23 protein-coding genes are annotated in these 23381 nt (G+C 54.7%); 6 read left to right on the top strand and 17 right to left on the bottom strand.

The genetic code is table 11. From position 1 onward, the window contains the following. Positions 1-85 precede the first annotated feature (85 nt). The 8 genes from ABJT94_RS13050 to ABJT94_RS13085 all read right to left on the bottom strand — a co-directional run bounded on the left by ABJT94_RS13050 (position 86) and on the right by ABJT94_RS13085 (position 5683). On the bottom strand, positions 86-919 hold the full coding sequence (locus ABJT94_RS13050) for a PhzF family phenazine biosynthesis protein (protein ID WP_348474213.1): 834 nt from the start codon (positions 917-919) through the stop codon (positions 86-88). Between the two features lie 120 nt (positions 920-1039). Continuing rightward, complete coding sequence (locus ABJT94_RS13055) at positions 1040-1453, bottom strand: GFA family protein (protein WP_348474214.1); 414 nt, start codon at positions 1451-1453, stop codon at positions 1040-1042. Positions 1454-1563: 110 nt separating this feature from the next. Beyond that, the gene (locus tag ABJT94_RS13060) at positions 1564-2124 is read right to left on the bottom strand and encodes a hypothetical protein (RefSeq protein WP_348474215.1); all 561 of its coding nucleotides are present in this window, start codon (positions 2122-2124) and stop codon (positions 1564-1566) included. 83 nt (positions 2125-2207) lie between these two features. Continuing rightward, complete coding sequence (locus tag ABJT94_RS13065) at positions 2208-2840, bottom strand: YdeI/OmpD-associated family protein (RefSeq protein ID WP_348474216.1); 633 nt, start codon at positions 2838-2840, stop codon at positions 2208-2210. Between the two features lie 43 nt (positions 2841-2883). After that, positions 2884-3102: a DUF6500 family protein gene (locus ABJT94_RS13070; RefSeq protein WP_348474217.1), complete on the bottom strand. Its 219-nt coding sequence runs from the start codon at positions 3100-3102 to the stop codon at positions 2884-2886. A gap of 67 nt (positions 3103-3169) precedes the next feature. Next, complete coding sequence (locus ABJT94_RS13075; protein ID WP_348474218.1) at positions 3170-3619, bottom strand: GNAT family N-acetyltransferase; 450 nt, start codon at positions 3617-3619, stop codon at positions 3170-3172. Positions 3620-3636: 17 nt separating this feature from the next. Then, a complete protein-coding gene (locus tag ABJT94_RS13080; protein ID WP_348474219.1) occupies positions 3637-4104 on the bottom strand; it encodes an ion channel in 468 nt (155 codons plus the stop codon). Positions 4105-4717: 613 nt separating this feature from the next. Then, positions 4718-5683 carry an ArsR family transcriptional regulator gene (locus ABJT94_RS13085; RefSeq protein WP_348474220.1) on the bottom strand — a complete coding sequence of 322 codons (966 nt, stop codon included), beginning with the start codon at positions 5681-5683 and terminating at the stop codon, positions 4718-4720. Between the two features lie 169 nt (positions 5684-5852). Here ABJT94_RS13085 and ABJT94_RS13090 point away from each other — a divergent pair, with 169 nt between their 5' ends. The 4 genes from ABJT94_RS13090 (at position 5853) to ABJT94_RS13105 (ending at position 10261) form a co-directional block, all read left to right on the top strand. Further along, on the top strand, positions 5853-6932 hold the full coding sequence (locus ABJT94_RS13090; protein ID WP_348474221.1) for a sugar ABC transporter permease: 1080 nt from the start codon (positions 5853-5855) through the stop codon (positions 6930-6932). A 1-nt stretch (position 6933) separates the two neighbouring features. Next, positions 6934-7770, top strand: coding sequence for a carbohydrate ABC transporter permease (locus ABJT94_RS13095; RefSeq protein WP_348474222.1), 837 nt, complete (start codon positions 6934-6936; stop codon positions 7768-7770). 131 nt (positions 7771-7901) lie between these two features. Then, positions 7902-9191 carry an extracellular solute-binding protein gene (locus ABJT94_RS13100; protein WP_348474223.1) on the top strand — a complete coding sequence of 430 codons (1290 nt, stop codon included), beginning with the start codon at positions 7902-7904 and terminating at the stop codon, positions 9189-9191. A gap of 62 nt (positions 9192-9253) precedes the next feature. Beyond that, positions 9254-10261 (top strand): hypothetical protein, encoded by a 1008-nt coding sequence (locus ABJT94_RS13105; protein WP_348474224.1) that lies wholly within the window; start codon positions 9254-9256, stop codon positions 10259-10261. A 209-nt stretch (positions 10262-10470) separates the two neighbouring features. On the opposite strand, the gene ABJT94_RS13110 is transcribed toward ABJT94_RS13105, so the two are convergent. From ABJT94_RS13110 to ABJT94_RS13145, 8 genes are all read right to left on the bottom strand, one after another. Then, positions 10471-10872: a GFA family protein gene (locus ABJT94_RS13110; RefSeq protein WP_348474225.1), complete on the bottom strand. Its 402-nt coding sequence runs from the start codon at positions 10870-10872 to the stop codon at positions 10471-10473. Between the two features lie 124 nt (positions 10873-10996). Continuing rightward, entirely contained in the window at positions 10997-11500 is a 504-nt protein-coding gene (locus ABJT94_RS13115) for a DinB family protein (protein ID WP_348474226.1), read from the bottom strand. After that, on the bottom strand, positions 11497-12069 hold the full coding sequence (locus tag ABJT94_RS13120; RefSeq protein WP_348474227.1) for a nucleotidyltransferase family protein: 573 nt from the start codon (positions 12067-12069) through the stop codon (positions 11497-11499). The genes ABJT94_RS13115 and ABJT94_RS13120 overlap by 4 nt, the downstream gene beginning before the upstream one ends. Before the next feature lie 104 nt (positions 12070-12173). Then, entirely contained in the window at positions 12174-12710 is a 537-nt protein-coding gene (locus tag ABJT94_RS13125; protein WP_348474228.1) for a GNAT family protein, read from the bottom strand. 284 nt (positions 12711-12994) lie between these two features. Beyond that, positions 12995-13321 (bottom strand): low molecular weight protein tyrosine phosphatase family protein, encoded by a 327-nt coding sequence (locus ABJT94_RS13130; RefSeq protein ID WP_348474229.1) that lies wholly within the window; start codon positions 13319-13321, stop codon positions 12995-12997. 836 nt (positions 13322-14157) lie between these two features. Further along, entirely contained in the window at positions 14158-15000 is an 843-nt protein-coding gene (locus ABJT94_RS13135) for a CPBP family intramembrane glutamic endopeptidase (RefSeq protein WP_348474230.1), read from the bottom strand. A 66-nt stretch (positions 15001-15066) separates the two neighbouring features. Beyond that, positions 15067-15687: a class I SAM-dependent methyltransferase gene (locus tag ABJT94_RS13140; protein ID WP_348474231.1), complete on the bottom strand. Its 621-nt coding sequence runs from the start codon at positions 15685-15687 to the stop codon at positions 15067-15069. A 111-nt stretch (positions 15688-15798) separates the two neighbouring features. Beyond that, positions 15799-16503 (bottom strand): glutathione S-transferase N-terminal domain-containing protein, encoded by a 705-nt coding sequence (locus ABJT94_RS13145; RefSeq protein WP_348474232.1) that lies wholly within the window; start codon positions 16501-16503, stop codon positions 15799-15801. A 169-nt stretch (positions 16504-16672) separates the two neighbouring features. Here ABJT94_RS13145 and typA point away from each other — a divergent pair, with 169 nt between their 5' ends. After that, positions 16673-18490, top strand: coding sequence for a translational GTPase TypA (typA, locus tag ABJT94_RS13150; RefSeq protein WP_348474233.1), 1818 nt, complete (start codon positions 16673-16675; stop codon positions 18488-18490). Between the two features lie 119 nt (positions 18491-18609). After that, on the top strand, positions 18610-21072 hold the full coding sequence (locus ABJT94_RS13155) for an ATP-binding protein (RefSeq protein ID WP_348474234.1): 2463 nt from the start codon (positions 18610-18612) through the stop codon (positions 21070-21072). Positions 21073-21110: 38 nt separating this feature from the next. On the opposite strand, the gene ptsP is transcribed toward ABJT94_RS13155, so the two are convergent. Beyond that, entirely contained in the window at positions 21111-23381 is a 2271-nt protein-coding gene (gene ptsP, locus ABJT94_RS13160) for a phosphoenolpyruvate--protein phosphotransferase (protein WP_348474235.1), read from the bottom strand.

Raw genomic sequence — 23381 nt, forward strand, 5'->3', positions numbered from 1 at the left:
GGTTGGCGCGGTACTCCTGTTTGTAGGTAAATCACGGCGAGAGCCCCAACCTTAGACGACTGACCAATTTCATGACAACGGGGTATTAAACCGAGATCTTGCCACTGATCACATCCACCACGTCGCCACCCACCCAGATATCGCCATCTGCTTCGCGCAATTGTACGTTACCTGCGCGCTTGAGGCGGGTGCCCTGAGAGGCGAGGTAAGGCGAGGGTACCAGACCGGCCGGTATCAACCATTGCGCCAGGCTCGCGTTCAGGCTGCCAGTCACCGGGTCTTCATAGCCGCCATCGCCGATGAGGGCGCGAACCTCAACCGTCGCATCAGCATTTGCATCGTGCAGCCCGATAACACCAAGGTTAAGCGGGGCCAGTGTTGCCCATTCGGTTTCGAGCGCCAGCACATCGCGGGCTGAATGCAACATGATGGCACACCAGCCGGGGCCGTTATCCACCCATTGATGATGGGCAATGTCCGATGGCGACAATGAAAGCGCCTTCATTATCTGGTTCAGTACGTCCGGTTCCAGTGGACCTGTCCGTATCAGGGGCGGTGCAGCGAACTCGAGCCCGCCTTCGTTGTTGCCGATGGTGACCAGACCCACCTCACACTGCTGCATAACCCGTCCAACATTTTTGGGCCTGCCTCCCGCTGCCAGCCAGGCATGACAGGCGCCCAGGGTGGGGTGGCCGGCAAACGGCAGTTCTACTTGCGGCGAGAATATCCGTACTGCGTAGTCTGCCTCCGGGTTGGTTGGTTCTACCAGAAACACAGTCTCAGACAGATTTGTCCACCGAGCGATGGCTGACATCTGCTCGGTACTGAGCGAATCGGCGTCATGCACGACCGCAAGTGGGTTGCCAAGAAACGGGTCGGCTGAAAAGACGTTAACCTGTGAAAACTTGAAACAAGGCATTAAGGTGCTTCCAAATTAGCATTCGTTAATAGGGGCCCACTAAGCCTCAGAGAACTCCGGGGCATTTCCTAACGCGACCTCTAGCCGGCCGACTCTGGCGGGTAAAAAAACAGAGGTCAATTAATGGGCATTCGGATGGTCCGGCCCGGCGCCCTGATATTGTGGAAGGTTGTCGGATATCTGCAACCAGTCAACTTTACTTGCCACCCAAATATGATACCGCGGCTGAATTGTCGAGTGCTCGTCCAGAGAGGCCAAAGTGACATCCAGCGTCTCCGGCTCCCGGGCATGTCGAAACACCAGTTGCGTACCGCACCCGGCGCAATACTCGCGCTGCCCTTGCTCGCTGGAGGCATACACCCCCGGTGCGCCGCGGGTGTACTCGAGATCTGTTCGCGGGAAGGTGCCCCAGGCCAAAACTGGCGCACCGGCTGAGCGCTGGCATAGACGACAATGGCAATAGCCAGCATCGATAGCATCGGCCGAAATACGGTAACGAACAGCCTGACACAGGCAACCACCGGTAATCGTCATCACAACTTTCCTCGCTAAACAATCCCCAAGTTTAGCTCAGATCAGGGGATGCGCGATGCCTGACTGGAACCGACGGCCTGAAAATAAGATGTCGACCGAAGGGAGTAATCTCAGCTTGTTTCAACGCTACCGGTTTCCAGAGGCCCTGCCACATAATCGACCTTGGGCGTTCTGAAACCCATAGCAACCCAGGCACCCAATAACTTGCCGAAAAAGGTGAGCGTATGGGTTTTGGGGTTGGGTACATCGTCTGGCAGTTCGATACCCTCGGGACGGCTGCGGGTCATGGTTCTGATCTCAAGCGGCGGTAAACTGGCCGCTGGCCAGAGCCCCCCGTAAACACTGAGCCAATGCCCATGGCTAAACTCCAGAAACATCGGGGTATTGCAACAGATGGCCACGATACGCCGCGTTGGCGCGCCTTCCGACAAACGATGCTCACGCAACCGGTGCTGACCCTGGGTACACTGCACCCGGTCTTTCCGGTACATCACAAAGCGGGTGGCGCCCTTTGCATCCACAGTGGCAGGGGCACCGGGTAATGCCTGCAAAACTGCACCGGCTGCCTGGCAGTCTGAGCACAGACATTCTGCGCTCATAATCGGCTTGCCCTGAACCTCAAGCGTCACTTCACCGCACCGACAGGACAATGCCGTTGACTGAGTTGTCATGGGTCCGTCTCCTCCCTGGTGAGCCGGACTTCTCTGCCTGGCTCGTACCATGTGTTGAATAACAAAGAACGATGGCAGCCAAATCAGTATTCGTTAAACCCTTTGCCATCGAAAATCTTGTCGCGGCATTTCTCCACTCGTGCTTCACGGGTCTTAGCCTGCTTTGCACTGCCGATGTGCAAAATGTAGCTACGCTGGCGACCGGGCGTGAGCGCCTCGAAGGCATCTTTCAGGGCAGCGTCCGCATCCATTGCCTGCTGAAGTTCAATGGGCAGGGCGTAATCTTCCATTTTCTTAAAATCGACGCTCAGACCCGCCTTTTCAATCTCAATGGCTTCCAGTATGTAAGAATCAAGCACGGGAGCCAACTCGACCACCCGCTCTGCATCGGTAAAGCGAATGACCCGGCCAGACTGCGTGTTCTCGCCGGGAGCAACCAGCAGTTTATGCTCGTCCTTTAACAAGGCGCCTTTCATAAAGCTCAACACGTAGTTGGTTTTGAATGCGCCAATCATCACCACGTTCTGGCCATTAAAGGTGTAACAGGGAGCGCCCCATTTACGCTCCTCAGTCAGCGGCGTACCGAGCAATACTTTGCGCAACTCAACCAGACCGTCGCGCCAGGTGTTAACCTTGCACTCGGGAGTACCGACTTTATCGCACCGGCCACAACCCTCTGCCATGTAGTCATCTACTGCCGGGTTCTTCGTGCTCATTGGTCGTCACTCCCGATAATGGTCAGCCTTAAGGTCGCGGGAATTACAGCCCCGCTTCCACCATGGCCCTGATCTTACTGGCTTTTTCAAAGTGGTCCAGTTTGTGAGTTTGAATCCACCAGGTCGCCGCTTCCATCAGCAGCTCCGGGTCATCATTCTTATTGGCGAAGAACGCATAGAACGAAACTCCCACAGTATCGCCTTTGGTTTGCAGCTTTTTATCACACACATCAATCACTCTTTCCCTTAACGTCTGGCGCACTCTGTTGCTCCCTAGGATAAATTATTGCCGTTCATTGGCCTACAACAATAGGACCTATGAATGCCGGTTATGATCGTTCCATTTCAATTGCCTGTACGGGCACTCCATTGTAGTTGGCTTCAAACTCACGAACAGTGAAAAAGCCATAACGCCGATACAACTCAACAGCAGGCGCGTTGCTTTTGGCAACCGACAATCTGGCAGGCTTCCCCGCAACTGAAATAAGGTGTTGCAACAATGCCTTTCCAACGCCCTTCCCACGGTAACTCGGGTGCACGAAAATTGCCCTGATCTCACTCTCGAAAACAGCCCCAAAGCCTTGAACATCTGGCTGGCCGCTCACAATGATGTGGGCGGCCATCAAATTCCGAAACCTCTGTTCATCCTGCTTTAGCGGTAGCAGCTCGAACGGACCTTGCTCAAATCGAAGTTCGTCCAACTTGGAATGGGCATAAATGGCTTCAATCGCGCTAAAGTCGCCGGGTTCGAACGGCCGTATCGACACTGTGCTGTGCAAGGTCTAATCACCCATCATCATTCACCCGGGTCATACCGGAAGGTTCTGGCCATAACCAGATACCCGAACGAGGCCGACCAGGTGATCATCATAAACCCGACCAGCGCTTCGGTGCCGGCCAGAAACCGGATATCGCCGGTCGCTGCCAGGTCGCCCCAGCCTACAGTTGTGTAGTTGGCCGCCGAGAAGTACACACAATCGAGAAAGGTAACGTCTGAATACCCGGTAATGGCCCCATAGCCATCCTGGCTCAGCAACAGATAAGTGGCGCCACCAAACAACCATATCTCGACCACATGAGCGAACAGCAGTGCAAACATCACCGTCAGGACAATGGGTCTATCCCGGACAGACTCATGCAACCGGTGTTGCCGGCGCACCACCCAGCGGTTCAATAACTGAATAAATTCATAGTGGAAGACAACCACTAGCCCTACGACCAGCGCCGTTACCAGTGTAACCACCACCTCAGACGGAATTAGCACAATAAAAGACCTACCTCGCTGCCCATTTTTTTCGTTCGTCTCTCTCATCATATTCCACCCGAACACCGGGTGTCATTGCTGCGATCATAAGCCTCGCTAACCAATACCGATCTGCAACACTGCCTGCTTTCAGTGATATGTTATATCATGCCCTGATATTCAAGCAGCGGTGCCCTTTAACCTACCCGGAGACCGACTGCGTGACCACTCCTGAGGTTCTGACCCAGCTCAACCAAAACCGACGGGGCATTCAGTTGCGCATACTTTCCGGGTTTTTGTTCACCGCCATGGGGCTGTGCATCAAACTGACCCGTAACACCATACCCCTTGGGAAAATCGTCTTCTCTCGCCCAGCCCTTGCGCTGATTCCCCTGGCCATATTTCTATTTCTACCGGGTCATTTTCCACGCGGCCTATACTCCAAAAGACCGTTAGGGCACCGGGCCCGGTCAAGCCTGGGAACGGTGGGAATGATCGATGTGCTCTGGTTCGGTACTGGTTTGGGCCTCGTTTTTTTCTGGCATTACCACTGGTATTGGCGGGTACAGCGATGGCGTCTTCTGCGCGCAGATGAGGGAACAGTACAGTAGCCTGGAACCTCCAACCAAATCGTTTAGATGTATTCTACCCGCAGCACAATGTCCTGTTCATAGTTGCCAAACTTCTGACCAAAGAGATTGATACCACCGACGTGACGCGCATCGTCCTTAACCCCTATGCGCACACTAATGAAACGGTTCTTCATTAACTGCAGATCGTCACAAGTTACATCGGAGAGCCGAATACCGTCGATGAAGCTGCCTCGCTCAGTCACGCGCCAGCCTTTAAGCAGGCCGTGTTGGGTGTTGCGGTCTTCCCACCAACTGGGGTTAAGCAAACCGCGCTGGTCACCGAAATCGGCCGGTGAAGTCCAACTGCCCAGCTCAACGTCGTTGATCCACAGGGTGATATCCGAGGGCCAGTCCGGGTGATACATCGGCGCTTCGGAACAGATTTCCATGGTCAGCCAGAGATTACGCGGTCGTACCGAGTGCGGTAGCCGATTGGGGATGCGGTATTCCAGATACCCGGATTTGAACCAGATCAGCTGAGCACTGGGATGATTCGGTTCGTAAAAGGAACTTGGATCATCGGTCAGGCCAATCAGGCCGATTTCGCTGGTCAGGCCACAGGTTGGGGTGACACTGGCGTCCGAATAGGCACCCACCGGCCAGCTGAACTCCCAGATCGGATGCTCGTGGCTGGGTTCGGAATGGGTGGGCATATCAATAACGATGCGATCGTAGACGCGCTGGCAAATACGCTGCAAGCCGCGCTCGCCCGGTTTTTCCTCAATGTGCACCAGGCCGCAGGACTCGAGCTTTTTAACGTGCTGAGACACCGTCGACAACGGTAGCCCCAGTGAGCGGGACAAATCACCCACGCTGTGCAGACCTTCTGCCAGCTCGCTGAGAATGCGCACCCGGGGTTCGCTGGCCAGCGCTTTAATGGTGTTCAGGTCACGCCGGTCGTCCGATTTCAACACCAGCGTCGGCGAGACATGGGTCGGGTCGGTCAGGCGTTTCGTCTTTAGTTCCACTATTTCAATACCTTTAATAATCGCGCCAACCAGTTTCCGGTAAGTTTTATTGTATTTAAATCGTTATATTTCAATAACTTAAGATACCTATTCGGTTTCCTGATGCGTCTTGCCTGAACTCGCATTGAAGCGCATTATTTTAAAAACAACAACAACAAAGGCAAGCGCGATGCGTCTGACTTCGTTTCTACACAGTGACAACTTTTCTGGCTGGGCATTCATCCTGCCCTACCTAATAGCCTTTGTGCCGCTGCTACTGTGGCCGTTCATTCAGGGGTTCTGGATGAGCCTGCACGAGTGGAACCTGCTGGCGGTAACGTTCAACCCGGGAGCCAAGGAATTCATTGGGCTGGGCAACTACATTCGCCTGATGGGTGGCGATGACATTGGCTGGTCGCTGCAACCGATGTGGCCGTTCAGGTTGGTGGTCTCGGCATTGGTGGTTGCGTTGTATGTGCGATCGGTTCGCCGACGCGCGGTCGGGTACAGCCACCACCTGATGGCTGGGCTCACGCTTTTCACGACTGTTATTCTGCTCGGTCTCACCGGTGACTGGTACGACACGCGGTTCTGGATCGTCGTGCGCAACACCCTGGTGTTTGTCGCCTGGGTTGTGCCCGTTACCACCATCATTGCCCTGTTACTGGCCATTGCCCTGAACCGCGAAGGTCGTTGGGCCGCCACCTTGCGCAGTGTGTTTTTCTTTTCACAGATTCTGTCGGTCACCGTTGTCACGCTGATCTGGCAACTGGTTTATGGCGTGCGCAACGGCTTTATTGCCAATGTGCTGGCGCCGTTCGGGATTGATTCGCCCAACTGGCTGACCGACGACCAGCTCGCCATGGGCGCCATTGTTGCCGCCACGGTCTGGTGGTCGGTTGGGTTCGCGCTGATTTTGTTTCTGGCAGGCCTGCAACAAATACCCGGTGAACGCCTCGAAGCGGCCACGCTTGATGGTGCCGAAGGCTGGCGCAAGATCGTGCAGATTATTGTGCCCTCGATCATTCGCACCGTTCAGTTTGTGATGATCATGCAGATCGTTCTGCACTTTCAGGTATTCGGCCAGTCGCAACTGATGACTCAGGGCGGCCCCGGAGATGCCACCAATGTCTGGGTCCGATACATCTATCAAACGGCTTTTCGCGATTCGGAGGTGGGCTACGCGTCAGCCATGGCCACCGTGCTGTTCGCCTTCATGATGATTTTTTCACTGATCCAGTTCTGGGTCACCAAGCGGCAGGAGTCTTAACATGAATCAACGTGCCTTGCCCCGCTGGGTGTTCATCGTCGTCACCGCCGCGGCCGTCGTCTGGCTGATACCGGTAGTCTGGATGTTGTCGCTCTCGCTGCAGCCGAACGAACTGCTGAGCCGCACCACCGCCAACACCTTTCTGGGGTTGGTACCGGTACCGTTCACGCTCGATAATTTTCGCGCCATTCTTTCCATCGGTGATACACCGCGCTGGTTCATGAACTCCATGCTGGTTGCCGGAACCTCAACATTGCTGGTTCTTGCTACCTCGACACTGGCCGGCTACGCCTTTGCCCGCATTCGCTTTACCGGCCGCAGCATTGTCTACCCGCTGGTACTCGCCGGCTTGATGGTACCGGAACAGGTGGTGTTCATCCCACTCTATGTCATGTTCGCAGACTGGAATGCACACAACAGCCTGCCTACGCTGGCCCTGCCCCGGGTTGCCCTGCCGATCGGTGTGTTTCTGATGACGCAGTTTTTCAAAGACATTCCGGATTCACTGGAAGAAGCGGCGCGCCTGGAAGGCTGTGGTCATGCCCGTATTTTCTGGTCGATCATGCTGCCACTGGCCACGCCGATGATGATGACGCTGGCGATCATTACCTTTCTGTATTCCTGGAACGACTATCTGTGGCCCCTGGTCTCGGCACAGCGTACCGACTTTTTCACCATCACCGTCGGCCTGGCAAAAATACAGGGCAACTTTGCCCAGTCGCAAGGGCTCGGACAGTTAATGGCCTCCGGTGTGCTGGCATCGCTGCCAGTGATCATTCTGTTTCTGATGTTTCAGAAATACATTCTGCGCGGCATTGCTTTGTCGACGGACAAATAGCAACGCATTACTACCGAAACAAACCGGGGCCCGCGACAGTGGCCTCAGACCAGAACGACCCACACATAAACACGCAGTGTTCAAAATCGACTCTGACCGGGTCGAAAAAACAACAACAGCAGGAGAACAACATGAGACTGACCAAAACACTCACCGCCAGCGCATTGGCTCTGTGCGTAACTGCCACCGGCGTTCAAGCGGAAACCGAACTGGAGCTGGCCCGTTTCTTTGGTTCGTGCGACGATGCGGGAACCGATGTGAGCGCGGCCGTCGGTGAAGCCTGTATTATTCAGACCATCATCAACGCCTATTCGGCTGAAGATAATGGCGTCACTATTGAGACGCTGCCAACAGACTGGGGCAATTACTATGACCAGTTGAAGGCCATGTATGCGGGTAACAGCGCACCGGATGTTCACGTTATCCACAAGTCATCCATTGCTGAATTTGCCTCGCTGGGCGCGCTGATGCCCCTGCAGGAAGACGACCTGCGTGCCGCCGGCATCAACCCGGACGACTGGGTCGACCGCGCGCGAGATGCCGTTACCTACGATGGCCAAATGTACGCCATTCCCATGGACATTCACGCCAACCTCTGGCACATCAATCTGGATATTATGGCCGAAGCGGGTCTGGTGAATGATGCTGGCGAACCCATTTTACCCAGCTCGCCAGAAGAACTGATGGCCCATGCCAAACAAGTGAAAGACGCCACCGGCAAGAATTATCTCACCGCCGATTTTGCCCAGTTCCCGATCGGGGTACGGATGGTACTTGCCATGTTGTGGCAACAGGACAGCAATGTATTCAGCGGTGACGAAGCGACGGTCAATACACCGGAAGCACAGCGCGCCGTTGAAACCATTGTCGGCCTGTTTGATGCCGGCTATGCCGACCCGAACCTGAACTACAGCGATTCACAGCAGGCGTTTCTGGAAGGCGACGCTGCCATTCAGATTAACGGCACCTGGATGGTCGACATCTACGACAGTGAGACCCGTAACAGCGACTCTGCACTGGCGTCCTACTACGTCGCCGATTACCCGCAGTTGTTCGATGAAGCCGCTACCTGGGCCGACAGTCACACCTGGGCATTGCCGGTTACTCTGCAAAGCGATCCGGAAAAATACGAAGCCGCCCTCGGCTTTCTGGCCTGGTTGAACGACCACAATGTCGACTGGGCACGCACCGGCCACCTGGCTGTGCGTCAATCGGTACTGGACTCGGCTGAGTACCAGAACCTGGCCCACCGCGACGAGTATAGCAACACCGTCAACATCGCCCGGGATAACCCGCCCGCCGCTCGATACAGCGCCATCCAGGACGTGCTCAACCGCGAATTGCAATCGATCTGGCTGCAGGGTAAGGGCATAGAAGAGGCCCTGGCTGACGCAGAGCGTGAAATTAACCGCCTGCTGTAAACCTCTGGGCGGAGCCAAACCGGCTCCGCCTTCGCATTCAGTACAATCACAGGAACACTATCATGTCACACAGATGGAGCCCGGAAGCCGCCTGGCACTGGACCGAACAGCATGGCTGGCCCGTTGGCTGCAACTTTACGCCGAGCTCGGCTTGCAACCAGCTCGAATTCTGGCAAGCGGAGACGTTCGATACGCCGACGATAGCGCGAGAACTCGATCTGGCTGAAAGCCTCGGGTTCAACCTGCTGCGCGTCTACTTGCACGATTTGCTCTGGAAGAGCGATGCAACAGGCTTGCTCGATCGTATTGATCAGTTTCTGGCACTGGCCGACGAACGCAACATTGCCATACTATTCGTGTTCTTCGACGACTGCTGGAGCAACTACGCCTTCCCGGGTGCGCAACCACAGCCGCGCCCGGGCATCCATAATTCTCAATGGCTGCAGTCGCCCGGCGCTCGCCATGTGATTAACGCTGACGTTTGGCCCCAATTACAAAACTACGTCCAGGGTGTGATGCAACACTTCAGGGACGATCGCCGGATCTATGGCTGGGACTTATACAACGAACCGGGCAATGAAGGCCTGCTTGGTAACTCACTCGGTTTACTGGAAGCCGTGTACCAATGGGCACGCGAGGTAAATCCTTCGCAACCCTTAACCACCGGACCCTTTCGCTGGACAGACGGGTTCAAGGCGATCAACGACTGTCACCTGGCCAATGCCGACATTATCAGCTTTCACAACTATGAAGTGCTTGAGGTGACACAAGGCATCGTCAATACACTCACTGAATTTGGCCGGCCCTTACTGTGCACCGAGTACATGGCCCGCCCGGCCGGATGCCGTTTCGATACGCACCTGCCCTATTTTAAAGAGCAGAACATTGGTGCGCTAAACTGGGGCTTGGTGGCCGGTAAAATTCAAACCCAATTCCCCTGGGAAGCGCAACCCGGACAAGATGAACCGCCACTGTGGTTCCACGATATCTTTCGTAAAGACGGGACGCCTTACCTCGACGCAGAGGTTGAACTAATTCGCAAGCTGACCGACGCACCCACCCAAGGTTAATCTGTTTCAGTGCAACCTCGTAGCACTCTTTGGCGACCTCCGGGTCGCTCTTTTTTTGCCCCCGGGTGGGGAATAAAAGTTCAACCAAATAATGAGCCCTGTATGCGCATCTATCTCTGGCTTCAACGCCTCGCCGTGGCAAGTGATACAACGTGACGGCTCACCCTATCACTGCGGCCAAAAACGTCCACGCAACAGGTTATGGTACCTTAACCGGGCAGCCCCACAAACGCTGGTATTTCCCCTAGATCCTCATCCCAGCCTGCTTTGCTGGATGTGAAAATATGCGCAGTGGGCACCATGGAATTTTCAGTGTCCAAACACCCTGCAGGCACGACAAGCATCCCTGCGACCTGAGTGTTTGGCAATGCTGAACCACACAAGCGACAAAAGCTTTTGTTATGACGAGTACCAGGCAGCATAAAAGACGTCACAGTATCTGCACCTGACTGCCAATTCAACGTTGCGGAAGCCGAGAATAGATTCGCCGCATGAGACGAGCCGGTGTCTTTTTGGCAATACTCACAATGACACAGGTAAAAACGGTCGAACTCTCCGTTAACCTCAAATTTGACTGCTCCACACAGGCAAGATCCAACGTGCTTGGCCATAAGATTCTCTTCCTCAGACTTCAGGTTGTAAAAAACGCTGAGCTCAGCGGCTACCCTATAGTTCCCAGCATACGCACTGGCCTGGAGTCGCGAAGCGGCGGAAAATTGGTCGCCGTGATTGCGCTTACCAAGTGCCAGCCTTAGTTTCCCGCAGGAACACCGGGAAGTCAGTGGCTGGCGGAGTAACATTGATCTGGTACAGAATGCCTGCCGCTTGCCCGCGATGGTAAGTAGTATGGTTTACAACGTGCAATAGGATATCCCGACGATTCATTCTTCCGGTTTCTCCCCCTATAAACTCAAACTCAACAATCTCCTTCAGTTCATTCTCTGCTATTGTGTTCGCGTAGTTAACATACCACTCGTCTATGCTTCGCTGCCTTACAATTAATTCTTCCAACTCCGGACAATCATCAGGGTTGCGGGTGGTTAGGCCGTGAGGTTTGCCCAGCAAGTGACATTTCCAGACACAGTCCATTTGATAGGAGTGGTTAAGCGTGCGTAGCAGACTGCCAAAGACGATTGATCGAGGTGCGGTAAGCTCTGTATCAGGAAGCGAAGACAGTGCGGCTAAGAACAGATCGTCTGCCCAAGCCTTGTAACGGGTTAGAACCTCTGCCTCTCTCATAAGACGTCTCTTTGCCTTGACGGCCAGGCATTTACCATCAATTTCGGCCAAATGTCGAGCCACCTTTTTTCTTGCATGCGCTGAGCGAATGCCTCTGGCTTCAGCCTCTTTGAATTCGGCGTAATTGTATACTCGAAGAGCACATCAACGCCGAAAGGAGCGATGATGTCTATATCCTGACCTTCACTTAATGTCGCGCCAACCGCTGTTTCAACTTCCACCCAATAACTCATAGCGTCTTCAGTTGACGCATACGGACGATCTAAATTCCGTGTATGCATCCTGGCCTGGTTCTTGACCGACCATGGAAAGTCTGAGATCGCTTTGAGACGAATTTCTAAGGCTTTATCCGCTTTCTCGCTTGTATCGTCTGGATTAAAATAGATGAGGTCGATGTCATTCAGAGCTGTCGCGCAGCTATACCCATGCACTTTATCCCAAATAAGGTTGCGAACAAAACCAGCGGCAAGGCACCAATCGCTCAAGCCCAGTGAACTTGCAATGAAAAGTGCCTGCATTCGCATAGCGTCTTCTGATATCCATTCTTTTATCTGTTCACTTCTGTTCATTTCTCTGCCTTACAATTCTGTGACCAGAGAATTTTAACGCCGCTACCATGTGCCCTAGGCCCACTTGCGGCGCGTGGTGGCTTGGACTGACGTTCACGGCCTTATCACATAGTATTCTTGTGCAGCCCATAAATTACGTGATTCAAGATCCGATCACCAATTCTTTCTTCATTTGTTATCCTACCCTCTTCATACATACCCAAACGCTTGCAAAGCTGTCGGCTAGGAACATTATCTTCGGCAACCGATATATGAACCTTGTCCATAAGGAGTTCAGTAAAAGCATAATCGATTAAATACTGGCAAACACGAGTCATTATGCCTTGCCTTTGAAATCTTGATGCTAGCCAGTACCCAATTTCTACTCGTTTCAATTCATTTTCAATTGAATTGAAACCAGCAACCCCAGCCACTTCTCCTTTATACTCAACAATGTTCGTCATAGCCGAGCCAGTCGCAATTTTGGTTAGCGATGATTCAACGAATTTATCGAGATCGGACTCACTCTTCACAAGTCTCGGCCACTCAAGCCACTCACTTAGATACTCAAAGTCTACTTGGACAATCTTCCACAAAGCAGGTAAATACCTCCTGTCCGGTAAACATAGAGCGATTTCATCATCAACGGGTTGCTTATACACAGTGCACCTTTAAGTTACCTAATTCACATAAATGGTGAGCAATTTGGTATGAAACTTCCGCACGTGTGTTCACTATTCCATGCGTTTGTTCATTATAACTACGACGGGACCATTCGGTCTTAGGCAATCACATCGAATTGTTCTAAGTCGCGCAGTACTATGCGCTTGGTCTCAATGATCAACATCTGCTTCCTCGCGTAAGAGAAGCCATCTATCGCTTGGAACACCAACGAGGGAGCGAGTCCAGGCCCGAAGGGCTGATACCCCTGACACTTGCTACACGCTTAATTAAACCGAACATGCCTTGCCACCCTTGATTCTAAAAGCCTAATTAACTCTGGTTGCATTCTGCCGTAGTTGTCCGGTATGTCTAAACAAACCAGCTTTTTCCCCTTAAGAAGATCTTTGAATTTTCTGGAAACTTTGTTTCTATGGCTCTTTTCCATAACAAGGATGACATCAGCCCACTCGATAAGATCGCCACTAACGGGCGTTTCAGCGTCTGAATTCGTGCCTGCACCGATAGCGGTTACACCCGGGTATTCAGAGAATACTTCCTCTCCGGTAGGACTTCTCAGTCTATTTTCACTACAAACAAAGAGTAGATTCATTAGGTTCCTTGTGGCATCAAACGCAAAGCTATGCTGCATCCTTGCTTGAGGGCCTTGTTAAATGAAGCCTAGTATCAAGCTTGAGCCACCAGAAAAGCACCAATATTAATACTAAATACACCGTAAAACTGATAAAGACAAACCAACCAATTAACAGCACCGGGAAGATAAAGTAGCTGCGCTTATTAAGAAAGACCAAAATGGCAATCATGAGAAAGCCAAGGGGAACCGTAGAATACAGGCCAGTAATTAATATTGGATAAACTGACCTACCCTGATCGAAAAACGACTGCCAACTAGCATAGACCTCTGGCAGTCCTGGCAGAGTTATATATCCAGAGTACAAGGCTACGGCCCCAATAATGAATGCAATTATGTGGTCGATCCTGGGGTTTGACACGGCTATTCCCTTCAAAGTCTAAGACTGCTTATAACAAAAGCACAGTAACTGAAAACCAAGGAGTAGCAGCCTGAGTTTATCAAGACCATAAGTCAGGCAGTAGCGGGTATAGCTCTGCTGAGCGAAGCTGTTGTTTACAGTCATTGTGGGGTTAGGTGAGATTGGAATATTGAGCCTGGGAAGATCGTTTAAATTCGCTACCGCCCAGCCGGTTACAGGGCACACCAAGGGGAGATATGTTGTGTTGGTACCTTGGCACTATATGGAAAAGTTGGCAAGTATTTATGTGTCAGAGGTGTCGTTTGCGCCTCTTTTCCCCCGTTCCTTCAAGGCCATTTGGCAGGTGCGGGGGAGCGAGAGTCGTATGGGTCTGTGGCTTGTTTCTACTTCCTGCCGCCCAGAGGGCTGGCCTCACACTGGTCGGGTTTTTTGCCAGTTATATGTACCCCTCTACAACAGGGTAGGTGAACAACACGAGGTGACTGAGGTTTAGTAACCAGTGGACGAGTACGGCCCAGGCTACCCTGCCGGTGAAGTAATACGCCAGGCCATATACCACGCCAGCCAGGGTAGCTACGCCCACATAAGCCCAGCCACCGGCCAGGTGGGCAAACCCGAACAGTACAGAGGCCACAGTCAATGCCAACAATGGCGCCAGGCGTTGTTGCAGTTGACGTTGCAATAGGCCACGGAAGAGCAGTTCTTCCGCGATGCAGGTGTTCAGCAGATTGCCGGCCGCGAATATCCAGAACCAGGGGGTCCAGCCGGATTGCCAGTTTATTAGGCCAAGGGTAACGGCCAGGGTTAGGGTTGCTGCAATACCCAGGGTTAAGGCCATGGGCATCAGCCAAATGGGGGTTAACGGTTTGGGTGTAACGCTTTGCCGGAATAAGGGAATGAAGTTCAGCAGGGACCAGGCGACGAGCACTTTGTCGTGGTTGAAATAAAGATTGGTGTAGGTGCTGCCGGCTTTTAGCAGTACGTAATCGGCCACTACCATGCCTTCGTAACCTGGCATGGCATGAATGACCAGGGCTGCGCTGGCCAGGAACCACAGGCCATATCGCACCCAGCGCACGGCAGTGAGTACGGCTTGCTCTACCATCCAGGCGGTCAGGCCAATGTAGGCGAGTGCCACTGCGGCGAATACCCAGGTCGTGTAGCCAATGGTGGCTGCGGCCAGCACAATGAGGGCAGCACCGCCGTAACGCAGTTGGGCGCGATTGCTCAGGCCGATGAGGATGAGTGCGGTTGAGTAGAACAATCCGAAGGTGAGCATAAGTCCCTGTGTTTTATTCGGTGTTATTCGGCGGTGTTTTATTAATCCCAGAGCTCAGTTTGCTAGCTAACGTTTTCTAGCAACCATAAACACCGCTTTTTTGGGGTCGGGCTGCCACTGGTATTCAATGGCAAAACCTGCCTCTATCATGCTGTATTCCAGTTCGGCTACGGTGAACACTTTTACCAGGGGCATCTTGCCAAAAAAACGTCCAATGGGTGCTATGTATTTTATATACGCCAGACGGTCACCCAAACAGGCCGTGCTGGAAATAAACACGCCACCGGGTTTCAGAAAACCATGAATCCTCGAAAGAACGGCTTCTTTGTCTTCCAGCAAATGTAACAAGCTGAGTGCCAGCACCACGTCGAAACGAACGCCTGGCGAGGTAAATTCGTCGACCGTTGCTTGTTCGAAGGCAAGGTTGCCAACTCCGGAATCCTTTGCTTTCGTGCGCGCCAGGTCCAGCATGGCGGAGGAGCAGTCTACCGCCAGATAGTGTTTCACCGTTGGGGCATGCAGCACTGCGGTCGAGCCAGTACCGCAACCGAGTTCAAGCACGTCGCTGTTTGGCTGCAAATACTGACGCGTTATCTCAAGTTTTTCCTGATAGGCCGCTTCATCCGCAATTGGCATGGTGGCATAGCGCGGAGCCAGTTTATCCCAGAACTTGGCTGTGGTGTTCATCCTTGCCTCCTATCAGCAGGTGGTGCTCCAGCTTAGGCCAGTTAACCGTTAGCGCTATGGGCCAGAAGTCCTGAAATAACCGGACCGACTTTCTTATAGAGGCAAACCTGATTAATTGCGGGAAACGCGCGAGGCATCCTGGCCGAAGAGAATGTTCTTTTCGTCGTCAGTAAAGCCCTGCTTGGCCTCTCTGATCTGGTCAACCACCGCATAAGCGCGCTTTGTCGCCAGCCGTTCACTGATGGCGGCATGCCAGCGCTTAACATTGGGGAAATCGTTCAAATCCTGTTTCTGACGTTCGTGGGAAACCACCCAGGGGTAACTGGCCATATCGGCGATGGAATAGTTACCTGCCAGAAACGGCTGGTCCGCCAGTTGCCGGTCCATCACGGCATAAAGGCGGGCCGTTTCTTTCACATAGCGGTCTATTGCATAAGGCACGGGCTCGGGGGCATAAACGTTAAAATGGTGATTCTGGCCCGCCATGGGCCCCAGGCCACCCATTTGCCAGAACAGCCATTGCGTGACCTCCAGCCGCTGCCGGGGTGATTCACCATAAAACCGGCCGGTTTTCTCCGCCAAGTAGGTGAGAATGGCACCGGATTCAAACACCGGGACCGGTTCACCGCCATCGCCAGGCTCGGTATCAATAATTGCCGGTATTTTGTTATTCGGCGAAAATCGCAGGAATTCTGGCTGAAACTGGTCGCCTTTGCCGATATTGACCGGAATAACCTCGTATGAAAGGCCCATTTCTTCGAGACAGAGCGTGATTTTGTGACCGTTCGGGGTTGTCCAGTAGTACAGCTTGATCATGATCAGACTCCAGCTAGGGTAAAATGGGCATTTTGCACCGTTTTGGCGCTTATTTTCAGTAAATCAGCGGCTTTTTAAGCGGGTCACGGTCTGTAACCCAGTTGTCTCTTTTTTATTCAGCTTTAACAGGTATAATGCGCGCCCTAATTTAAAGCCGGACACCCTGCTTGTGATCGAGAAACTTCGTAATATCGCCATTATTGCCCACGTTGACCATGGTAAAACCACACTGGTCGACAAACTGCTTCGACAATCCGGCACTCTGGGCCGTAAAGACCAGGGCACTGAACGCATCATGGACTCCAACGACCAGGAGCGTGAGCGCGGTATTACGATTTTGGCCAAAAACACGGCCATTAACTGGCAGGATTACCACATCAACATCGTAGATACCCCAGGACACGCCGACTTCGGTGGCGAAGTTGAACGGGTACTGTCGATGGTCGATTCCGTGTTGCTGCTGGTCGACGCTGTAGACGGCCCCATGCCGCAAACGCGTTTTGTGACCTCCAAGGCCTTCGAACAGGGTCTGCACCCCATTGTTGTCATCAACAAGGTCGACCGCCCCGGCGCCCGGCCAGACTGGGTGATGGACCAGGTCTTTGACCTGTTCGACCGCCTCGGCGCCACCGACAAACAACTCGACTTCCCCGTCATTTACGCCTCAGCCCTCAATGGCGTCGCCGGTGACGACCCGCAGAACATGGCTGAAGACATGACGCCGCTGTTCGAGATGATCGTCAACCAGGTACAACCGCCGGAAGTAGAGCGTGACGGTCCCTTGCAAATGCAGATTTCCGCCCTCGACTATAACAGCTATGTTGGCGTTATCGGTGTGGGCCGCATCACGCGCGGTCGCCTGAAGACCAACGAGCAGGTGGTAGTGGTCGGTAAAGACGGCAGCAAGAAAAAAGGCCGTATTCTGCAAGTCATGGGTTACCACGGCCTCGAGCGCATTGAAGTGCCCGAAGCCGAAGCCGGCGATATCGTCTGCGTCACCGGCATCGAAGGCCTGAACATCTCCGATACCCTGTGCGACCCGAACCACCCGGAAGCACTGAAGCCACTGACGGTTGATGAACCGACCGTGAGCATGAACTTTCTGGTGAACGATTCCCCGTTCGCCGGTCGCGAAGGCAAGTACATCACTTCGCGCAACCTGAAAGACCGCCTCGACCAGGAGTTGATTCACAACGTGGCGCTGCGTGTTGAGCAGGGCGACACTCCGGATAAATTCAAAGTATCCGGCCGGGGTGAACTGCACCTGTCGGTCCTGATCGAAAACATGCGCCGTGAAGGCTTCGAGCTGGCGGTTTCTCGTCCCGAGGTTATTCAGCGCTTGATCGATGGCGAAATTCAGGAGCCCTACGAACAAGTGGTGATCGACCTGGAAGAGCAACACCAGGGCGGCGTGATGGAAGAGCTGGGTCTGCGCAAAGCCGAAATGACCAACATGGAAAACGACGGCCAGGGCCGCATGAAACTCGAGTTCATGGTGCCTTCTCGCGGCCTGATCGGTTTCCGCGGTCAGTTCCTGACGCTGACTTCAGGCTCCGGCATCATGACCAGCATTTTTGATCACTATGGTCCGGTGAAGGGCGGTGACATGTCTGGCCGCCAGAACGGCGTGCTGGTTAGCATGGCCAAGGGTAAAACCCTGGCGTACAGCCTGTTCACACTGCAGAGTCGCGGTCGTCTCTTCCTCGGTCATGGTGTGGATATCTACGAAGGTCAGGTCATCGGCATTCACTCGCGTGACAACGACCTGGTGGTTAACCCGACCAAGGCCAAGCAGTTGACCAACATTCGTGCTGCCGGTACCGATGAAGCACTGACGCTGTCGCCGCCCATTCAGCACACGCTGGAGCAGGCGCTGGAGTTCATCGAAGACGATGAGCTGGTTGAAGTAACACCGCTGTCGATCCGCATCCGTAAAAAACTGCTGACCGAAAACGAGCGCAAGCGCGCCGGTCGCGGCCCCAAGTAAGGCCCGTCTCCAAGCCTGCCTAACCACCCTTCCAGATCGCGCCATTGGTGCTTTCTGGAAGGGTGACGTTTTTCCGGAAACTGAGCTACACTGCCCAAAAGCTTAGCGGAAGAGCGTCCTTGAGCACACCTGTCTTGCCTAACCGGCACCCGCTGTCATTATCGCGCCGCTTGCTGGTATGGATAGCCGGTATCTTTATTGCTCTCGTCAGCCTCACGACCGCCCTGCAACTCAGCCTCGAATACTCGCTTGAAGAAGACTCCGGCGCCCAACAAATTGGCTTCGCCCTGTTCGGCTCGCGCGATGTGCTGGCCAATGCCCTCTGGAGTTTCGACCCGATTCAGTTAAGCGCCACCGCCGACTTGCTGATTGCTCACCCGCTGATCGAAGCCGTATTAATCGAATCGGAAGATCCGTCGCTGAACCAGGTTCGCGGTGAACTGCCCGACTCTTCGGGCTATCTGCCCGCAACCGATCTGGACCCCGGCTATCCCGATATCGATATTGCCAGCCAGGGCCGTCTGTTGCAGAAAGCCCTCCAGTTTACCGAGCCCATCGAATTCAATACCGGCGATGGCCTCTACCCGGTAGGCAAGGTAACCGTCTATTCCAATGTGCGCCTGATCCTGAATCAGAGCCTGTTAAACTTCGTGTTTACCCTGACCAGCTCGGTGCTGCTGTGCGTATTGGTCGTGGCCGTCACCGCCTGGTCGGTGCACCGGCTCGTTGCTCGTCGTCTCAACGTAGTCGAACAGGTACTGGCGACCATCGAACCGGAAGACGATGTCTTTCGGGCTCGCCTGATTCCGGACTGGATCAGCCGTGAGCGCGACGAGATCGCGACGCTGTGCGACACCCTGAACGAATTGCAGGTGCAACTGGCGGAAAAATCACAGCGCATTCGCCAGCACCAGAGCAACCTGGAACAAAAGATTCAGGCGCGCACGCACGAACTGGAAGAAACCCTCGAGGCGCTGCAAATCAGCACCGACCACAAGAACCAGTTTCTGGCCAACATGAGCCATGAAATACGCACGCCCATGAACGGCATCATCGGCATGGCCGAGCTGCTGCAGGATACCCGGCTGGATCAGCGCCAACGCGACTACCTGACCACCATTCTCAATTCCGGCCACACCCTGACCACCATCATCAACGACATTCTGGATCTCTCAAAAATAGAAGCCGGGCGACTGGAGCTGGAGGCCATTCGTTTCAATTTGCCAGAGCTGGTCGAGGAAACCCTGGCCCTGTTTATAAAACCCTCGGAGGAGAAAGGGTTATTGCTGGTTGCCGATATTGACCGGGGCACACCGGAGACAATGGTCGGCGACCCCATTCGCATGCAACAGCTGCTGCTGAACCTGCTCGGTAATGCGTTCAAGTTTACCGATGACGGGGAAATCGTCGTTCATCTTCAATGGCATGCGGACCGTCAGCGTCTGGGGCTCGCGGTCAGCGATACCGGGCTGGGTATCGAACCGGACAAACTGGTCGTGTTGTTCGATGCGTTCTTCCAGGCGCACAAAAGCACGCACCGCGAGCGCGGCGGTACCGGGCTGGGGCTCGCCATCTGCAAACGTCTGGTTGAACTCATGAAAGGGGAGATTGGCGTCAATAGCGAACCCGGCAAAGGCTCAACCTTTTGGATCGAGATCCCCCTCGACGCCACCACCACCGATCTGGGCCCGACCCTGCCCTTTTCCGCGACCGAGCCCAGTGGCCTGAGCGGCAATGCCCTACTGGTGACCAGCAACCTGACCCTGCAGCGCCTGTTCTGTCACCACGCCGATGGCACGGCGCTGACGCTTAACTGCGCCTCTAGCGGCGTTGAGGCGCTGGCGCTGTGCGCCCAGCAACAGTTCAATGTCATTCTGGTGGACGCCACCGTAGATCACGATACCGGGCTAACGCTCGGACCCAGACTGGCTGACGCCCAACCCGAGGCCCTACTCGCCTTAATTGCCAGTCGCATGGCGTCGCCTGACTGGCAAACCCTGACCGGCCACCAGTTCAAGCGCCTGATGGAAAAGCCGCTGTCGCTGCCACGCAGCCTGCTTAACCTGAGTGAAGACCGGCGGCCCAACGCTGCAGGCTTGTCGAGTGAAGACGTCGGGCTGCAGTCGCCAGAATTTCCACCCGCCCATGTGTTGTTGGTCGAAGACAACCACATCAATCAGCGCGTTGCCGAAGGCATGCTCAAACGGCTCGGGCTGACGGTAACAGTCACCAGCAACGGTCAACAGGCGCTGGATTATCTGGAAAACAACGTGCCGGAGAACGAGCTGGACGATGAGCGAGCAGAAACCATCGACCAAGGTGGTCACGTGCCTTCCAGCGTCGACCTGGTACTTATGGATTGCGAAATGCCGGTATTGGATGGCTACGCCGCAACCCATGCCATTCGCCATTCGGCAAACGAGCGGGTTCGGCGCATTCCGATTATTGGGCTCAGCGCCCACGCAATGATGGAACAGCAGGAAAAAGCACTGACGGCCGGCATGGATGACTACCTGACCAAACCACTGCGCCGCCGATCCCTGGAGCTTATTCTGAGCAAATGGCTGCTCGGCAACAACTGAGCGCTAACCAGCTGATCAGGATCGGCAAAATGCCCTGGTCAGGATGGCAAAATGCCAATGTCAGTGAGTGGGATGCCGGCTTTACGCAACGCCAGTCGCAGGGTGGAGCGCACCACTTTGGGGTCGTCCAGATGCAACAGGCCCGAGGCAATGGTGTGTGCCCAGCCGCTATCGATTTGGCGCAACACCGATTTAACGCGCAACAGGTTAGAGCTGCTCATCGACAAATTGCGGTAACCCAGCCCCACCAGCGTCACGGCGCCCAGCGGATCACCCGCCAGCTCACCGCACAGGCTGACCGGGATGCCACCTTCATTGGCCGCATCGATGACCATCTTGAGTGCCTTGAGCACCGCAGGGTGCAGTGAGTCGTAGATATTGGCAACGCGCGGATTGTTGCGATCGACCGCCAGCAAATACTGCGTCAGGTCGTTGGACCCCACAGAAATAAAATCGATCTGGGTGGCAAATTCCTTCACTAGGTAGACTGCCGAGGGCACTTCAACCATCACCCCAACTTCCGGCAGATTGACCGCCACCCCTTCCTCATTCAGCTCCAGAACCGCCCGGTGAATGATCGCCAGGGCTTCTTCCACCTCGCTGACGCTGGTGACCATGGGCAACATGACTTTCAGGTTGTTCAGGTTCAAGCTGGCGCGCAGCATGGCACGAATCTGCACCATAAAGAGCTCCGGGTGGTCGAGCATGACCCGGATGCCGCGCCAGCCCAGGAACGGGTTATCCTCGACAATCGGAAAGTAATCGAGGCTTTTGTCACCGCCCACATCGAGCATTCGCATGGTGACCGGCAAAGGGGCAAAGGCTTCCAACTGGGCGCGGTAGATCTTGGCTTGTTCGTCTTCCGAAGGAAAGCGATCGCGCATCATGAACGGCACTTCGGTTCGAAACAGCCCAACTCCGTCGGCGCCCTTGTTCTGCGAGCGCACCACATCGGTTTGCAAACCGGTATTGACCATCAGGCTGATGGCAACGCCATCGCTGGTTTCACTGGCGACGTCAGTCAGGCTTTCAAGATCTGCCTCACGTTCGGCTTCTTCCTTGCAGATGGATTCGAAATAATGGCGTTTTTCGGCCGACAGCCGGTAATACACATGGCCGCGGTAGCCATCGACCACCAGCTCTTCACCCTGCAAGCCCTGCCAGGGCAATTCCTGCACGCCCATGATGGTAGGTATGGCCAGGGCGCGGGCCAGAATGGCGACGTGCGAGTTGGCCGAGCCGGTGGTGCAGACAATGGCCGCGATGCGCCCGGCGGCCAGGTCACCAAAGACGGTGGGTGAAATTTCCTCGCCAACCAGAATGGCGTGGTCGGGAATGGCAACGTCGGGCACCGAGGCCTGCAAATGCGACAATACCCGGCGCCCCAAATCGCGCATGTCGGCGGCACGCTCGCGTAAATAGTCGTCTTCAATGCTTTCAAAGTGGTCGATGTAGCGGCGCATCACCGTTGCCAGGGCACTCTGAGCCCACTCGCCCTTGTTGATCAGCTCAACCACTGCATCGCCCAGGGCCCGGTCTTCCAGGATGCCGACGTAGACGTTGAACAGCGCCAGCTCTTCCGGACGCAACTCGCTGCGCAACCGCTCCCGGGTGGCGGTGAGTTCGGACCGGACTTTGGTCAGAGCGTTTTCAAACAGCGCCAGTTCAGCGGCTATATCGCGCGCAGGCCGGTAACGAACCGAGTTAAGATCAGAAGGCGGCACCAGCACATGGGCCTTGCCAATGGCAACGCCCTGCGACCCGGCCACACCGGCAAAGCGAACATCCAGCTGTTCGCCGCCCATAAGGTTCAGACCCGACAGCGCCCCGGTGGCTTCGGCATGGGCAATCACCCCGGCCAACTGGGCCGACAGCGTCACCATAAAGGCTTCTTCGGAATCCCCAAACCGGCCTGGTTCGGTGCGTTGAATGGTCATCACACCCAGCACCTTGCGGTGGTGGATAATGGGCACGGCCAGCAAGCTCTTGAACGGTTCTTCGCCCAGGCCGGGCACGTGGTGATAGTTGGGGTGGCGAGTGGCGTCGCTGAGGTTGAGTGGCTCTTCGCGCTTGCCGACCAGGGCGATGAGGCCCTCGTTTTGGGTCAGTGTCACCTTGCCGATGGCATCGGCACTCAGACCATCAGTGGCCATCAGCACATAGCGGTTTACATGGGCGTCCCACAGAAAGACGGAACAGACCTGAACGTTCATTCCCTCACGAATGCGGCCGACCACGGTGCGCAGAGAGGCTTGCAGGTCCCGGGTACTGTTTACTTCCTCCACCACCTGGCGGAGTAAATGCAACAT

Source organism: Saccharospirillum sp., assembly GCF_039982735.1.
Taxonomy (GTDB): Bacteria; Pseudomonadota; Gammaproteobacteria; order Pseudomonadales; family Natronospirillaceae; genus Saccharospirillum.

Bases quoted from the DNA above. Each gene is read 5' to 3' on its own strand.
- ABJT94_RS13050 (WP_348474213.1), bottom strand. From the start codon at position 919: ATGCCTTGTTTCAAGTTTTCACAGGTTAACGTCTTTTCAGCCGACCCG.
- ABJT94_RS13055 (WP_348474214.1), bottom strand. From the start codon at position 1,453: ATGACGATTACCGGTGGTTGCCTGTGTCAGGCTGTTCGTTACCGTATT.
- ABJT94_RS13060 (WP_348474215.1), bottom strand. From the start codon at position 2,124: ATGACAACTCAGTCAACGGCATTGTCCTGTCGGTGCGGTGAAGTGACG.
- ABJT94_RS13065 (WP_348474216.1), bottom strand. From the start codon at position 2,840: ATGAGCACGAAGAACCCGGCAGTAGATGACTACATGGCAGAGGGTTGT.
- ABJT94_RS13090 (WP_348474221.1), top strand. From the start codon at position 5,853: ATGCGTCTGACTTCGTTTCTACACAGTGACAACTTTTCTGGCTGGGCA.
- ABJT94_RS13095 (WP_348474222.1), top strand. From the start codon at position 6,934: ATGAATCAACGTGCCTTGCCCCGCTGGGTGTTCATCGTCGTCACCGCC.
- ABJT94_RS13100 (WP_348474223.1), top strand. From the start codon at position 7,902: ATGAGACTGACCAAAACACTCACCGCCAGCGCATTGGCTCTGTGCGTA.
- ABJT94_RS13105 (WP_348474224.1), top strand. From the start codon at position 9,254: ATGTCACACAGATGGAGCCCGGAAGCCGCCTGGCACTGGACCGAACAG.
- ABJT94_RS13110 (WP_348474225.1), bottom strand. From the start codon at position 10,872: ATGGCCAAGCACGTTGGATCTTGCCTGTGTGGAGCAGTCAAATTTGAG.
- ABJT94_RS13115 (WP_348474226.1), bottom strand. From the start codon at position 11,500: ATGAGAGAGGCAGAGGTTCTAACCCGTTACAAGGCTTGGGCAGACGAT.
- ABJT94_RS13120 (WP_348474227.1), bottom strand. From the start codon at position 12,069: ATGAACAGAAGTGAACAGATAAAAGAATGGATATCAGAAGACGCTATG.
- ABJT94_RS13130 (WP_348474229.1), bottom strand. From the start codon at position 13,321: ATGAATCTACTCTTTGTTTGTAGTGAAAATAGACTGAGAAGTCCTACC.
- ABJT94_RS13135 (WP_348474230.1), bottom strand. From the start codon at position 15,000: ATGCTCACCTTCGGATTGTTCTACTCAACCGCACTCATCCTCATCGGC.
- ABJT94_RS13140 (WP_348474231.1), bottom strand. From the start codon at position 15,687: ATGAACACCACAGCCAAGTTCTGGGATAAACTGGCTCCGCGCTATGCC.
- ABJT94_RS13145 (WP_348474232.1), bottom strand. From the start codon at position 16,503: ATGATCAAGCTGTACTACTGGACAACCCCGAACGGTCACAAAATCACG.
- ptsP (WP_348474235.1), bottom strand. From the start codon at position 23,381: ATGTTGCATTTACTCCGCCAGGTGGTGGAGGAAGTAAACAGTACCCGG.